The sequence below is a fragment of the Mucilaginibacter sp. A5337 genome, assembly GCF_059690695.1.
Genome location: NZ_JCAWEC010000011.1, coordinates 12,649 through 28,114 on the forward strand (window position 1 = coordinate 12,649; position 15,466 = coordinate 28,114).

Annotated in this window: 12 protein-coding genes; 5 read left to right on the forward strand and 7 right to left on the reverse strand. The window is 43.3% G+C overall.

The window, feature by feature from the left end:
• The first annotated feature begins 3 nt into the window (after positions 1-3).
• The 4 genes from AC59JO_RS26950 to AC59JO_RS26965 are packed head-to-tail and all read left to right on the forward strand — an operon-like array spanning position 4 to position 3,574.
• The gene (locus AC59JO_RS26950; protein ID WP_091209668.1) at positions 4-1,068 is read left to right on the forward strand and encodes a sensor histidine kinase; all 1,065 of its coding nucleotides are present in this window, start codon (positions 4-6) and stop codon (positions 1,066-1,068) included.
• 48 nt (positions 1,069-1,116) lie between these two features.
• Positions 1,117-1,767 (forward strand): DUF47 domain-containing protein, encoded by a 651-nt coding sequence (locus AC59JO_RS26955; protein ID WP_091209670.1) that lies wholly within the window; start codon positions 1,117-1,119, stop codon positions 1,765-1,767.
• Positions 1,768-1,789: 22 nt separating this feature from the next.
• Positions 1,790-2,800, forward strand: a complete 1,011-nt coding sequence (locus AC59JO_RS26960; protein ID WP_121232671.1) for an inorganic phosphate transporter — start codon at positions 1,790-1,792, stop codon at positions 2,798-2,800.
• 36 nt (positions 2,801-2,836) lie between these two features.
• Entirely contained in the window at positions 2,837-3,574 is a 738-nt protein-coding gene (locus tag AC59JO_RS26965) for a DUF4197 domain-containing protein (RefSeq protein WP_497309354.1), read from the forward strand.
• 72 nt (positions 3,575-3,646) lie between these two features.
• On the opposite strand, the gene AC59JO_RS26970 is transcribed toward AC59JO_RS26965, so the two are convergent.
• From AC59JO_RS26970 to AC59JO_RS26980, 3 genes are all read right to left on the reverse strand, one after another.
• Complete coding sequence (locus tag AC59JO_RS26970; protein ID WP_497309356.1) at positions 3,647-5,023, reverse strand: carboxypeptidase-like regulatory domain-containing protein; 1,377 nt, start codon at positions 5,021-5,023, stop codon at positions 3,647-3,649.
• Between the two features lie 16 nt (positions 5,024-5,039).
• Positions 5,040-5,609, reverse strand: coding sequence for an RNA polymerase sigma factor (locus AC59JO_RS26975; protein ID WP_497309358.1), 570 nt, complete (start codon positions 5,607-5,609; stop codon positions 5,040-5,042).
• A 227-nt stretch (positions 5,610-5,836) separates the two neighbouring features.
• Positions 5,837-7,396: a M20/M25/M40 family metallo-hydrolase gene (locus tag AC59JO_RS26980; RefSeq protein ID WP_497309360.1), complete on the reverse strand. Its 1,560-nt coding sequence runs from the start codon at positions 7,394-7,396 to the stop codon at positions 5,837-5,839.
• Positions 7,397-7,921: 525 nt separating this feature from the next.
• Here AC59JO_RS26980 and AC59JO_RS26985 point away from each other — a divergent pair.
• Positions 7,922-9,856, forward strand: a complete 1,935-nt coding sequence (locus tag AC59JO_RS26985; protein WP_091209683.1) for a putative phage tail protein — start codon at positions 7,922-7,924, stop codon at positions 9,854-9,856.
• Between the two features lie 120 nt (positions 9,857-9,976).
• Here the strand turns inward: AC59JO_RS26985 and infB are convergent, their stop codons facing one another.
• The 4 genes from infB to AC59JO_RS27005 form a co-directional block, all read right to left on the reverse strand.
• Positions 9,977-13,114, reverse strand: a complete 3,138-nt coding sequence (gene infB, locus AC59JO_RS26990; RefSeq protein ID WP_497309362.1) for a translation initiation factor IF-2 — start codon at positions 13,112-13,114, stop codon at positions 9,977-9,979.
• Between the two features lie 62 nt (positions 13,115-13,176).
• Positions 13,177-14,412, reverse strand: a complete 1,236-nt coding sequence (gene nusA / locus AC59JO_RS26995) for a transcription termination factor NusA (protein WP_090532515.1) — start codon at positions 14,410-14,412, stop codon at positions 13,177-13,179.
• Between the two features lie 3 nt (positions 14,413-14,415).
• Positions 14,416-14,880, reverse strand: coding sequence for a ribosome assembly cofactor RimP (rimP, locus tag AC59JO_RS27000; protein WP_413670209.1), 465 nt, complete (start codon positions 14,878-14,880; stop codon positions 14,416-14,418).
• Between the two features lie 126 nt (positions 14,881-15,006).
• A complete protein-coding gene (locus AC59JO_RS27005) occupies positions 15,007-15,432 on the reverse strand; it encodes a hypothetical protein (RefSeq protein ID WP_497309365.1) in 426 nt (141 codons plus the stop codon).
• Positions 15,433-15,466: the final 34 nt, after the last annotated feature.

Here is a 15,466-nt window from a genome sequence, read left to right on the forward strand (position 1 = left end):
GCTATGAATTTGCGTGTATTGGTTTTAACAACCTCGCTTGGCGTGGCTATTACGCTATCAGCCGTTAACTTTTATTTTCAGCATAAATGGTACGATGTAATGGTTACCTTCACGGTAGCCCTTGGTGTAAGTTACTTCGTTTTTTACTACCTTATCGAAAAGTACATTTACTCCCGTATCAAGTTAATTTATAAACTCATTCACAACCTGAAATTAGGCCGCGACCTTAGGGATGCCCTTGGCGAGCACGTAAGCGCTAATCCCATTGCCGATGTCGAGCAGGAGGTAAAAGAATGGGCCAAACAAAAAAAAACCGAAATAGACGAGCTTCGCAAACAGGAAAAATTCCGCCGCGATTTCTTATCCAATATTTCGCACGAGTTTAAAACCCCGCTTTTTGCTATACAGGGTTACATAGAGGCCTTGCAGGATGATGATTTTGACGACAAGGAAATGGCCCGCCAGTTTCTGGAAAAAGCTTCAAAAAATGTCGACCGCCTGAGTTACCTGATCAAAGACCTTGATGAAATTTCCAAACTTGAATCGGGCGAGATGCCTATCAATTACACCAAATTCAAAATCAACGACCTCGTAAAAGAGGTTTTTGAATCACTGGAGATCAAAGGCAAGCAATACCACATTAAACTTATATTTAAACAAAAATACGATGAACCTATTGTAGTAAATGCCGACAGGGAAAAGATCAGACAGGTGCTGGTAAACCTGATAGATAACTCGTTTAAATACGGCAAAGAAGAAGGCAGTACTTCGGTAAGCCTTTTTGTGCTGCATGATCAGGTTTTGGTTGAAGTTACGGACGATGGCATCGGTATTGAGGAGAAATTTCTGCCACGCTTATTTGAACGCTTTTTCCGTACAGACAGCAGCCGTTCAAGGCAGATTGGAGGCTCGGGTTTGGGGCTTGCTATTGTTAAACATATTATTGAGGCTCATCAGCAAACTATTAATGTGCGCAGTACTGAAGGACTTGGGTCAACTTTCGGTTTTACGCTTGCAAGAGCTAAACAAACCATTCCATTCCCGAATTTACCTACACTAAAAAGTTAACATTAATTTAACATACTAACCGTACCTTTACAGCAATTTTAAATCATTATGTCGCTTAACAGTATATTTCAGTATTTTGTACCAAAGGATAAAAAAATATTTTTCCCGCTGTTTGAACAAGCCGCAGCCAACGTTGTAGCCATGGCAACAATATTGGTTGAAGCAGTTAACTCCAACAACGCCCAAACCCGTGAGGATTTATACAAGCAGATTGACAAACTGGAAAACAAAGGCGACGAATATACTCACCAGATTTACCTGGAACTTGGTAAAAACTTTATCACTCCGTTCGATAGGGAAGACATCCACGCCCTGGCCACAGCTATTGATGACGTAGCCGACTATATTCAGGGCGCTGCCAACCGCATGAGCCTGTACAGGATAGATGATTTAAATGAGCACATCCGTAAACTATCAGACCTGATATTACAAGCCAGCATCGATCTGGAAAAAGCCGTAAAGGAGCTGAAAGACCTTAGAAACGTACGTAATATAGCCGATTCCTGCATCAGGATAAACAGTGTTGAAAACCAGGCCGACTATGTTTTTGACCGCGCTGTAGCTGATTTGTTCCTTTATGAAAAAGATGCCATCCGCCTTATCAAATACAAAGAAATATTAGCTGCCCTTGAAACCGCCACAGATATGTGCGAAGATGCAGCTAACGTTATGGAGTCAATCTTAGTTAAAAACGCTTAAGTAAAATCTTATCCCCAGCTAAATGGTTACTTCCCTACTTGTAGTTATTGTTGTACTCGCCCTGTTGTTTGACTACACCAATGGCTTTCATGATGCCGCAAACTCCATAGCTACCATCGTATCTACCAAAGTATTAACACCGTTTCAGGCTGTGTTAATGGCTGCGGTATTTAATTTTGCCGCTTACTTTTTTATTAAAGACCATAAAGTAGCCAATACTGTATCAAAAATTGTATTGGAGCACTATGTTACCCTGCACGTGATTTTGGCCGGTTTAGTAGCCGCCATTACCTGGAACCTGTTCACATGGTGGTTCGGGATCCCGTCCAGCTCATCACATACCCTCATAGGTGGTTTTGCCGGTGCGGGTATGACCAATGCGCTTTATATGGGCGCCAATGCCCTGCAAGCTGTCGAAATGCAATATGTACTTAAGATCATTGCATATATCGTATTAGCACCTTTTATCGGTTTGATCATTGCATATATCGTAACCATATTAATATTACACCTGTGTAAAGCTGCAAGACCAGCCACTGCCGAGCGTTGGTTTAAGCGTATGCAGTTAGTATCATCTGCAGCACTGAGTTTTGCCCACGGTGGTAACGATGCACAGAAAGTAATGGGGATTCTATATGTAAGCCTTATCGCTTCAAAGGTGATCAAGCCGGGTTCAGTAATGCCTGAGTGGATTCCGCTGGCTTGCTACTCGGCTATTGCAGCAGGTACGATGTCTGGTGGTTGGAAAATTGTTAAAACCATGGGCTCAAAAATAACCAAGGTAACCCCGCTTGAAGGTGTAAGTGCCGAAACAGCCGGAGCCATCACCCTGTTTATTACCGAGCGCTTCGGGATCCCGGTTTCAACAACACATACCATTACCGGCTCAATTATTGGTGTAGGTTTAACTAAGCGTGTATCGGCAGTACGTTGGGGTGTTACCATTAACCTGGTTTGGGCCTGGATCATCACCATACCTATTTCGGCGCTGATAGCAGCCGGTGTATTTGCATTGTTACATTTCTTTGCATAAACAAACAGGCAGTAATTTTGTTAGCTTTACTTAAATATGAAAACAAGACTACTTATTATTCCCGCTTTAATAGCTTTCATTACATTAAGCAGTTGTGATACATTGAACCAGGTAGCTAACGCCACCGTTCAAAACCAGGGAACACCATCATCACTTGAAATTGGCAATGGTTTAAAACAAGCCCTTGAAATAGGAACAGGAAAAAGCTCTGATCAACTATCGGCAGTTAACGGATTCTTCGGCAATGCGGCTATCAAAATCCTTTTTCCGCCCGAAGCTCAAAAAGCTGAAAAAACTTTACGCAGCCTTGGCTTAAACAGCCTTTGCGATAATGTGATCCTTTCGCTTAACCGTGCGGCCGAAGATGCTGCAAAGCAGGCAAAACCTATTTTTGTTGATGCTATAAAGCAAATGACCCTGCAAGATGTTACCAACATTTTATTAGGTAATCAGGATGCAGCGACACAATATTTTAAACGTACAACTACTGCAAAATTAAGCCTGCAATTCAAACCCGTTATCCAGGGAAGCCTAAACAAGGTAAATGCTACCAAGTATTATACCGACGCTGCGCAGGCTTACAATAAGGTTCCGTTTGTATCAAAGCTTAACCCCGATATCAGCGATTATGTAACTCAAAAAGCCATCGACGGTTTATTTGTAGAGATAGCGAAAGAAGAGCTTAACATCCGTCAAAACCTTGGCGCACGTACAACACCATTATTGCAAAAAGTATTTGCTTTTGCTGATAAGAAGAAAACTACCGGACAATAAAACCAGAAATCAAGACATAAAAAATGGCAGTGTTAATTTAACTAACACTGCCATTTTTATTTATAGCGATTTTTATTTCTGCTTTTGGAACTTAACCTTTACAGTAACAACTTCGGGTTTGTTGTTGGAACTGCCAACCCATGAAGGGCCATTTTTAATCAATTCAATAGCCTTTTGATCAGCTGTTTCATTCAGCCCTTTTTTGATATTGAACTCGTCGGTTATACCACTCGGAAATACGGTAAATGTTACGGTAACTGTACCCGTTGTATTATCAGGCAATACTGCATTGGTTTGCAGGTATTTTTTCAGACTGCCCCAGCCCAACTGCGGGTGTGCCGCCGTGACGCTTACCTCACCATTGTCATCATCTCTTTTAGATGTAGTTACTACCACTTCACTCAGCGCCCTTGAATCAGGCTTAAGCGCTACTTTAACACTATCACCCCGTGTGGCATTAACCTGCCTTGGTTCATAGCCTATATAAACCACATCAAGCGTGGCTTTATCAGCCGGCGAGCTGAGCGCAAATTTGCCGTTTACATCAGTTACCGTGCTGCGATTAGTGCCTTTTATCCTGATAGCTGCACCAATTAAAGGAGAACCATCATCCCTTGAAATAATGGTACCGGCGATATACAAAGATTCAGCCGCGGCTTTACTGCTAAGCCCGGGTGCTGGTGAAGATGTAACACCATCAACCTTTCCCGGTAATTTATATTGCATCGGAGCTTTTGCTTTTGCCACGGTTGTATTAGCCCTTAGCAATATTGACTCCGAACCCGTAGTATCTTTTTTGGTGGGCGATGCTGTATAGCCAAACACAATCCGTTCACTTAGCCCCACTGCCGGAGCTTCTTTTAATATATCTTTATCTTTAGCAGCAGGTTCCGCAGGGGCTATCTGCATAGTGTTGCCGGCAGACGGAACAACATTGTTTGATGCTGTCTTATTATCGGCAGCCGAGATATCCTGCTGATAAAGCGCGTTAGCCGAAGGCTTTCCCTTTCTTGTTTTTTTATTTACAGCGATTAAAGGCGCTTGTACTGTTCCAACGGGATTTGCATTAGCTTTTTTAACGGTATCCCCGGTTTTTATTGTATCTGTAGCAGCTATTAACGGCGGAGTAGAATTTCTGTTTTCTGTGATGTTATTGCTTTGCAATTCGGTTTTGGCCGATCTGTTAAGATAAAGCCCTCCCAAGCTTAATGCAATTAAAACCGAAGCAGCAATGGGCCAAACGGTCCATGGAATAACCCGGTCTTTCTTTTGTTCTGTACGCTGTTGCAGCCTCGCTGTTAGATCAGCAAGGTTTAACTGTTGACTTGTCCCCATGTTTTCATATCCTTCCAATGCATCCATCAAAAAAGGGTCGTTTAGTGCCTCCATTTCCATTTGGTGCATAGCACGGTCATCAAGCTCTCCGTTGAGATACTTCTGTATTCGCAATATATTTGCCTTTGTACTATGCACTGTTCCGTTCGAGGCAAATCTTCAAATTCCTTTTACCGTTCTGGATATAGCTTTTCACCTCATTTAAAGTATACCCAGTTATATCGGCAATTTCTTTATAACACTTCTCTTTTAAATAAAACAGGTCGATGCTTTGTTTTTGTCCACCTGTAAGCCTTGCTATACAGTGCTCTAAAGCTTTCAATGCCTCTTCCCGGTTATTATCATCAGGATGCAAAAACGGGGTAAATTCCATAACCTCATCTAAATTAACCAACTCCATCTTTTTACCGCTCCGCAACTGCATCAAGCAATAATTACGCCCAAGTACATAAACCCAATTCCTGAACTGGTTAATTTCATGCTTTTTAACCTTATCAACCAGTTCCTCAAAAATGCCCATTACCGCATCTTTAGCCAGTTCCTCATCTTTCAGATATTTAAGGCAAACGCCATAAACAAGGGGCATATACCGTTCATATAAGTTGCCCAAAACAGTTAGGTTACCGCTTGCGCGATAATCACTAAGTAGTTCCTCGTCTGTTGATTTCCCCGGTTTCTTGGGTTTTATAAATAGGTTCATTAAACATACAAAATTAATTTATTAAAACGGTTTATGGAAATTAACTGACTGCAGATAGCTCTATTTAAGCGAAATAGACTGATAACAAAGTATTTTTCACATAGATTATGCCAAAATAACGCGATCAAACTATACAACGAACAGGAATAAACATCAGAAAAAAGGGCTAAAAAATAAAAGAGCGATACCATAAAGCATCGCTCTTTTACAAATACAATTACCAGTGATTATCTTGCTGGTTGTGGTTTTGGAAGTTCTTTGCGCGGGATCATTTCGGCACGTTGTGAAGTATGATAAACGAACGAAGCTACAATCGTCGCGGCTTGTTTTAGGTCGTCCTCTATGAGGCGATCGTAAGTATCCTGGTTACTATGGTGGGTACGCGTGCCATAGTCTATTGCATCTTGGATAAACTGAAAGCCAGGAATACCCACAGCATCAAACGACAGATGGTCGGTACCGCCTGTGTTACGGATGGTAAGTGTAGTAGCGCCAAGATCTTTAAATGGCTCAAGCCATGCTTTGAAAATAGGAGCTGCCGCCGAGTCGCCCTGCAAGTATACACCACGGATCTTGCCCGTACCATTATCCAGGTTATAATAAGCCGAAAGTTTTGCCTGCTCGGGTTTTAAGTCCATGGTTTTAGGGTCGCCAAAATGGTTGGCCACGTAACCGCGCGAGCCGAATAAACCTTGCTCTTCCGAACTCCATAAAGCAATGCGGATAGTACGTTTGGGCTTGAAGTTGATGGCTTTTAAAATACGCATGGCTTCCAGCATTACCGCGCTGCCAGCCGCGTTGTCTGTTGCACCAGTAGCCGCATGCCACGAGTCAAGGTGACCACCGATCATTACTACCTGGTCTTTCAGTTTTTTATCCGTACCCGGAATTTCCGCTACTACGTCATACCCCTGCAGGTCATCTGTAATAAATTGTGTTTTGATATCGGCCTCCAATTGCACCGGCTGTCCACCTTTTATAAGGCGTACAATGCGCTGGTAATCTTCGCTGCTGGTTTCAAGCTCAGGTGCTACCGCTTTGGCGGTATCGGCGTACGAAGCGCCGTTGGTGGTAAACACTGTACCATCGGTACCGCGGGCCTGGCTTAATACTAAGCCTGCCTTTTCATCAACCAGGAACTGGCTTAGTGTCGCCCTGAACGCACGCAATTTACGAAAAGTAGCCATCTGGGCTGCATCTGCAGCATTCCGGCGCGGGCCCTCTGGGGTAGCCTTTGCATTGGCCATTTCGGCAAGCTCTTCATCCGTGTATCGGGCAGCATCAACTTTCCAGGTACGCTCTGTCGGGGCTTTGGTATCGAATATCACAATTTTGCCGGCCAGTTTGCCTTTGTACTGCTCAAGCTCGGCCGCCGAATCAGCTTTGAGCAGCATTACCTCACCTTTGATTAGACCGTTTGTACCCGGCGTCCAGGCTTTGGGGATGGCGATAATAGCATGATAGTAGGGAACGGTGATGGCAGCATAGTTTTTTTGAACTTCCCAGCCTTTGCCAAATTTACCCCAGGCTTCCAGTTTTGCATTGGCCATTCCCCAGGTTTTGAGCTGATTAACCGCCCAATTCTGAGCGCGTTTTAAGCCGGGGGAGTTGGCAAGCCTCGGCCCCGAAACATCAGTAAGGTAAAAGGCCGTTTCCATTACTTTTGAATGGTTAAGTCCTTCTTCCCTTATTTTTTGAACCATGGCGGCATCAACAGGCTCCTGTGCAAATGCGGGTACTGCAATACCCGCCGCGATAAAACACGAAAAGAGTAGTTTTAATTTCATATACAATAAATTATAAGATCAGTTAGTAACAAACCTATTTATTATAATTTAAAATTGAGGACAGGTTATGTTAACAAATTTGTTACATGAAATTGAATTACTAAGATCTCCGTCCGGAGTTACATAGCATAGGGCAATGTCGGATATTGTCTTGTAATTGTACACCGGGTCAAGGCTACTCCCCCGTCACTGTTCAACTTTGCAAGTGTGAACACTTAGCGTTTTCTTCTAAAAAATCACCATTGATAATCAGGTATTTATAATCCTTAAAAATCAACACCAAACCACCATGAACAAACCAACACTGATAACCAAATAGTTACAAAATTTCGGTTTAAAAAGTTGAACACCCTATTTTTAAAAAATGAACACTGACAAAATGTTGTCGGTAATTTATTGACGTTTAGCGATACTGCTCTTAAGACCTTGTTAAAGTATAAATTTTCACTTGATATTATTTAAACGAAATACTTATTTTCATTCAAGGACGTTATCTTACCATATACTTAAACCTATCTTAAATCAATGACAACCATCGCTAATTATGCGGCTCTTAGAAGCTACGCTTACACCCCAGGAAATGAATCTGTTTTTGTTGAAGGCTACTCCACTACCGGAGACGGCGGGCAAGGTACTTTTAATTGGGACCCTTCCGGCACAGAAGCAGACAACGACGGAACCATTATAATAGTTGGTTCCACCACGCCCGGACGATGGAAACGGCTATATTCGGGTAGTATTGATCTACGCTGGTTTGGCGCGAAGAATGATGGCAGCGCCGATGTAACATCTATATTAAACAATGTAATTGCATTTGCTGATACTGTCCCTTCAGCAATCTCTTTTATCGGATCCTATTTGGTTAATGGCACTGTAAATATTAATAATGCGGTTACTCTTGAAGGTGTCAGCAACCAGTCTGTCATCACAGGTACAGGTGTTCTTTCATTTAGTTCAGGCAGTACCGGCGGCACCATATGTGGAGTTACTTTCACCGGGGCCCGCATTGCAATCAATTGCAGCGATGTTACTATTTGCAATTGTATTTTTAACTCAATAAATGATAATGCCATTAAATTAACAGGCACTAATAACAATGTGCTGATTTTAACGAACACGTTTACTAACATAAATCCAACCAGCGACGCTACTTTTAACTCGACAGGACGGGCTGTTTATAAAACTGTAACCAATCCCCAGGGTACAAGCGACCAGTTACGTATCATCAATAATTTAATTGACGGGATAAATTCGGGTTCTTGTATTTTTATAAGTGGCTTAAGCACCAACATCCTTATTACTGCCAATATTATAAAAAACACCATGGGCCAGGGTGTTGAATTTTATATGGCCAGTTATGATTCAACCGGCCGGGTGCTGAACAACCAATTTTACGGAATTGGCAAGGGTCGCATGAGTGGCGTAACATCACCTTATATCGGAGGGAAGGGTTGTAATGCAATTTATGCGGGCCAATATCAAGGCGGTACCGGGCCATTTATAGGTATCGATGTTGCGGGTAACCACATTGATCTTTGTTATGAGAACGGCATCGAAGGAGCATTCAACCTGATCTCGAATAATTATGTAAAAGATACCGGTTATGATCTGATAAATTTTCCAACGGAAAGTCCCGAAGGTATTTACGATGGCCATATTATAACAAACAACACCATTATAAATCCGGGTAAAAACGGGATCTATTATGCCACTGCCGGATCAATCACAGACCGGATTATTACAGATAATTATATTTTTAACCCTAAGGGAACTGATTCGGGTATAAACCTGCTAATTACTGGAAGTACCAAAGCCACCTACTCCAATTGTCAAATTGAAGGCAATATCATCGATGGTTTTGATAATGCCATATATCTCAGAAATCTTGAACTGTATCAAAATGTTGGCCTTTCATCAAATGAGGGTGTTAATTGCAATTACTTTTTTAAGGATGCGGCAGGATTTGGCCTGGATCTAAGAAATGAAGGGTCGATAGCGACAAATATATTGCAAAACCAATTGTTTAGTCAGTGGACGGGTACTGTGCCGGATAACTGGACATTATTAAATGGTACCATTCTTAAAGTAACTGATGCCGATAACGACGTTGTACCTAAAATCACGGCTACTGATGCCTTTCATGGCAGGCTGGTTCAAGGTAGTATGTCTTTCCCCACATTAGTGACAGGGAACCGGTTCTTACTTTTTCAGATCACCGCAATGGGTAGCGCGGATTTGCTACTCCGGATCACAGTATATAACAGCGACGGAACACTCTCAAGCACGGTATCCAGCTTTGTTACCTCAGGTATTTCATCTACCGCCTATACAGTATATAATTGTTTATACAACATTCCATCTACACATATTCAGATAGAGATCGGCACAAGCGGCGTCTCCGGAACCTGGGTTCAATTCAAGAATATACAGACATACTTTGTTGATAAGTTGCCACATTAATTTCGTCATAGTCAATCTGCCAAAGTTTAGCGATGGTCGAATTGGCATTAATTTAATCTCCCCAACAAAAAAAGGGCTTATCTTTTCAGATAAGCCCTTCAATATTTAAAAGCTATTTATTTACAGCTTGCGTTTAACTTCTACGTTTTCGTAAGCTTCAACAATGTCGCCTACTTCAATGTTGTTAAAGTTGTTGATGTTCAAACCGCACTCGTAACCTGCGCTTACTTCTTTCACGTCATCTTTAAAGCGTTTCAGTGAAGCCAGTTCGCCGGTGTAGATCACCACACCATCGCGGATGATGCGGATTTTGCTGTTACGGTTAATTTTACCATCCAATACCATACAACCTGCAATAGTACCCACCTTGCTGATTTTGAAGGTTTCGCGGATCTCAACGTTAGCCACAATCTTCTCCTCAAAGGTTGGTGCAAGCATACCTTCCATCGCCGCTTTGATCTCGTTGATCGCGTCGTAAATGATCGAGTACAGCCTGATATCTATCTGCTCAGCTTCGGCCAGTTTGCGGGCACCACCTGAAGGGCGTACCTGGAAACCGATGATGATCGCATCAGATGCCGATGCCAGCAATACGTCTGATTCGGAGATCTGACCTACTGCTTTCGATATAATGTTCACCTGGATCTGCTCGGTTGACAGTTTCAGTAATGAATCTGACAAGGCCTCGATAGAACCATCCACGTCGCCTTTAACGATGATGTTAAGCTCCTTGAAGTTACCAACTGCCAAACGACGGCCGATCTCATCAAGGGTGATATGTTTCTGTGTACGTAAACCCTGCTCACGCTGTAATTGCAAGCGTTTGTTGGCAATTTCACGTGCTTCAACTTCGCTTTCAAGCGCGTTGAACTTATCACCCGCTGTTGGCGCGCCCTGCATACCCAATACCTGTACCGGTGTTGATGGTCCCGCTGAGTCAACACGCTGACCACGCTCATTGGTTAACGCTTTTACACGACCGCTATAGCAACCTGCCAATATCGGATCGCCCACTTTTAAGCGACCTGCCTGTACCAGGATGGTGGTAACAATACCACGGCCTTTATCTAAAGCAGCCTCAATAACAGTACCTACGGCACGTTTTTTAGGGTTGGCTTTCAGTTCAAGTAATTCGGCTTCAAGCAATACTTTTTCCAATAACAGGTCAACATTTAAGCCGGTTTTGGCCGAAATTTCCTGCGACTGGTATTTACCGCCCCACTCTTCAACCAAAATATTCATAGCCGAAAGTTGCTCCCTTACCTTATCGGCATTGGCACCCGGTTTATCAATTTTGTTGAAAGCGAAGATGATTGGTGCGCCTGCAGCCTGCGCGTGGTTTATGGCCTCGCGGGTTTGCGGCATCACGCTATCGTCGGCAGCTATCACTATAATTACAATATCTGTAACCTGTGCACCCCTTGCACGCATCGCGGTAAACGCTTCGTGACCCGGTGTATCCAGGAAGGTGATCTTACCTTTATTATCAGGTAATGTTACTTCGTAAGCACCAATGTGCTGGGTTATACCACCCGCTTCACCACCAATCACGTTGGTTTTACGTATAAAGTCGAGCAATGAAGTTTTACCGTGGTCAACGTGGCCCATGATGGTTACGATTGGTGCACGTGGTACCAGATCGGCCGGATCATCAGGCTGGTCAAGGTTGGCTTCCTCATCCTGCGGTTTCACAAATTCAACCTGGTAGCCAAACTCATCGGCCACAATTGAAAGTGTTTCGGCATCAAGCCTTTGGTTGATGGAAACGAACATGCCAAGGCTCATACATGTTGAAATAATCTGGGTTACAGATACATCCATCATGCTTGCCAGCTCGTTTGCTGTTACGAACTCGGTAACCTTCAATACTTTTGACTGAAGTTCCTGTTCCATTGCCAGTTCTTCGGCACTTGCAGCAACGTCATCACGTTTTTGACGACGGAATTTAGCACGCTGTGCAAACTTGCCCGACTTACCTGCGCCGCTTAAGCGTGCAAGTGTAGCCTTGATCTGGTCTTGTATATCCTTTTCTGAAGGTTCTTCCTTCGGTGTGGTATGCTGTGGAGGATTGTTACGATTGTTCCTGAAATCAGGACGATTACCGCCACCTCCGTGGTGACCTCCGCCCCCCTGGTTAGGGCCGCTGTTTCCTGGTGCACCGTGTGTACGGTTCCTGAAATCAGGGCGATTAGGGTTAATGGTGCCACCACCACTAGGCTGCTGGCCTTGCGGATGGTTACCACCACCGCCTTGCTGCTGACCATGCGGATGGTTACCGCCGCCACCTTGCTGCGGGTTGCCCTGGTTATCTTTACGCTTACGTTTGCGTTTATGATCGGCCGCGTTATTATTTGAATTTGATGATGAAGCCACCGGGTTACGCTTTGGCGCATTAACCGGCAACTGGATCTTACCAATAATGTTTGGCCCTGTTAAACGCTCGGCTTTAGCACGGATCACATCCGGTTCCTGGCTTTCATCAGCCGCTGGTGCTGCCGGTGTTTCAGGAGCTGCCGGAGGTGTTGCAACCGGTGCTTTTTCAGCAACAGGAGCTACAGGTGCTTTCGGCTCTTCTACCTTAGGTGCCTCTACAACCGGCGGAGCAACAGGTGCTGCAGGTTTCGGCGCTTCAGCCTTCGGAGGTTCCGGAGCAACAGGTGTTACCGGTTTTGGCGCTTCAACTTTTGGCTCGGCAGGTGCCGGGGCCGGTGTTGGCACAGGGGCCTGTGCAACAGGCTCTGGCTGCTTAACAACTTCCACTGGTTTTTCCACAGGCTTCTCTGCCTGAGGTTGTGGCTTAGCATTCAGGTTATTAAGGTCAATTTTTCCAACTACCTTAACCCCAGGTAATACGTCATTGCGCTCATCAGAACGTGCAGGGGCTTGTGCTGCCGGAGCAGGCTCGGCCGGTTTGGGTTTCTCAACCTGCGGCTGTGCAAAATGCCCTGTATTCTTGATCAGTATCTCTTCGTTCTCAAAATCGCGCGAACGGCGGTTCTCAACCGGCTTTTCAGGAAACTGTGCAGCAGGCTCTTCTTTCCTTATCTTTCCGATACTGATCTGCTTAGCTTCCTCCTTAATACTTTTGTCAACAGCAAACTCCTTTAACAGGGCATTGTACATGTCGTTATCCAGCTTGGCCATAGGATGCTTGTCAACCTTGTATCCTTTGGTAGCTAAAAAATCGACAAGGGTACCCATGCCAATGTTCAGTTCTTTTACTGCTTTAATTAATTTTATGGATTTGTCTTCTGACATTTAATATTACTTTCTCTGCTTATTTAAGTGCAAAAATACGATTTTAATTTTGCTTATTACGCTTATTCAAACTCCGCATTCAATATTGATAACACTTCTTTTACTGTTTCTTCCTCTAAATCGGTACGTTTTACCAATTCTCCAACGGTTAAGGCCAGTACTGATTTTGCTGTATCTAAACCAATACGTTTAAATTCATCAATGATCCAGCCTTCAATCTCGTCAGAAAATTCTTCAATATCCACATCCTCGTCATGCTCATCAGCCTCACGGTAAACATCAATTTCGTAGCCTGTTAATTTTCCTGCCAGCTTAATATTGTGCCCGCCACGACCGATAGCTAATGATACCTGGTCGGGTTTCAAATACACGGCAGCTGTTTTTTTCTCATCATCTAACTTAATAGAGGTGATTTTTGCAGGCGATAATGCACGCTGGATATATAACTGAACGTTGTTGGTAAAGTTAATAACGTCGATATTTTCATTTTTTAACTCACGTACAATACCGTGGATACGTGAACCCTTCATACCTACGCAGGCACCTACCGGATCGATACGATCGTCGTATGATTCAACCGCCACTTTAGCGCGTTCGCCTGGTTCACGTACAATTTTCTTGATGGTAATTAAGCCATCAAAAATCTCAGGAACCTCAAGTTCAAACAAACGCTGTAAAAACTCAGGCGCTGTACGCGAAATGATGATCTTAGGGTTGCTGTTCAGCATATCTACCTTTGATACAACAGCTTTAACACTGTCGCCTTTCTTAAAGTAGTCGGCCGGGATCTGCTCTGTTTTTGGCAGCAACAGCTCATTGCCTTCGTCATCAAGTACCAAAGTTTCTTTTTTCCAAACCTGGTAAACCTCGCCTGTAACAATTTCACCTACGCGGTCTTTATATTTTTTGAAGATCTCGTCTTTCTCTAATTCCAGGATCTTTGAAACCAGCGTTTGGCGGGCGGCTAAGATAGCACGGCGACCAAAGCTTTCTAAAGTGATCTGTTCAATATAGTCATCACCAACCTCAAGGTCGGCGTCATACAAATGAGCTTCGGCAAGTTCAATTTCCAGGTCGTCGTCTTCGCTAAAGCCATCTTCCATAACTTTACGGGTACGCCAGATCTCTAAGTCACCGTTGTCGGTGTTCACAATTACGTCGCAATTTTCGTCCGTACCATACTTTTTCCTGATCATGCTTCTGAAAACGTCTTCCAGTACGCTCATCATGGTAGGGCGGTCAATGTTCTTGAAATCTTTAAATTCCTGAAAAGAATCAATTAAATTAATATTGCTCATTTTTTACTTAAATGATATTAAAACCTTTGTTTCTGTTATTTGATCAATCGGGATAACGCTTTCAATAACCTGCGCCTTTTTCCCTTTTTCTTTTACTTTTTCTTCGATGGTGATAGCATCTTCGGTAAGGCCCGTCAATGTACCTTCGCGCTTGGCGCCATCTTTCATTTTAATGCCCAGGTTACGCCCAACATTTTTGGCATATTGCCTCGGCGACGACAGCGGAAAATCAATACCCGGCGATGAAACCTCCAGGTTGTAAGCGGTTTCGATCACGTTTTCCTCTTCCAGATGGAAGCCTACATGCCTGCTTACCTGCACACATTCATCAATACCGATACCATTATCGCCATCAAGCAGTATAATAAGCTTCCCGTTCGAGTGCATTTTGATATCCACTATAAACAGGTTCGGCTTATCCGCTATTTTCTCTTCTACCAGTTCTTTTACCCTTTTTTCAATATTCATTACCCACCGGTGTTTTTGACAGAATAATTTTGATTGATAAAATAAAAGAGGGGACTAATTGCCCCCTCTTTTATTAACGGTTGCAAATATAATCAAAAATATTAAATTTTCAAGCATCCGGATAGTTTATTGCTTAAAAATCAAATCTGTATAGTGTAGCGTTCCGGGTTTGCTATGGCTTTTTATCAAATTGGTAAGCGTACCACCTGCACCAAAATCATAATAACGAAAAAAATAGGTTTGCTGTGTGCTGAAAGCCGTATCAGGTGTAAAAATAACTACATTATCTTTAGCTACATAGCGTCCCGGCTGTACAGGCTGCAGGTTTTTCAAAGTGGTATCGGCAGGCATACGGTAAACAGCCATGAGGGTTTGCCAGGCCGTTGCCGATGAGTCGCGGCTGATTTCATTAATAATAGCCGGATCAAAGCCTGTTATCTGCAATGCTTTTCCGTTATTAACAGGACTAATAGTTACTACTGCTTTGGTTGATGTTTCGGCACAACTGAATAAAAACAATAGCAGTAGTAATAAAGGAAAAACTTTTTTCATTTGGCAAGATAGGTTTATTGTAATAAAAAGCGGA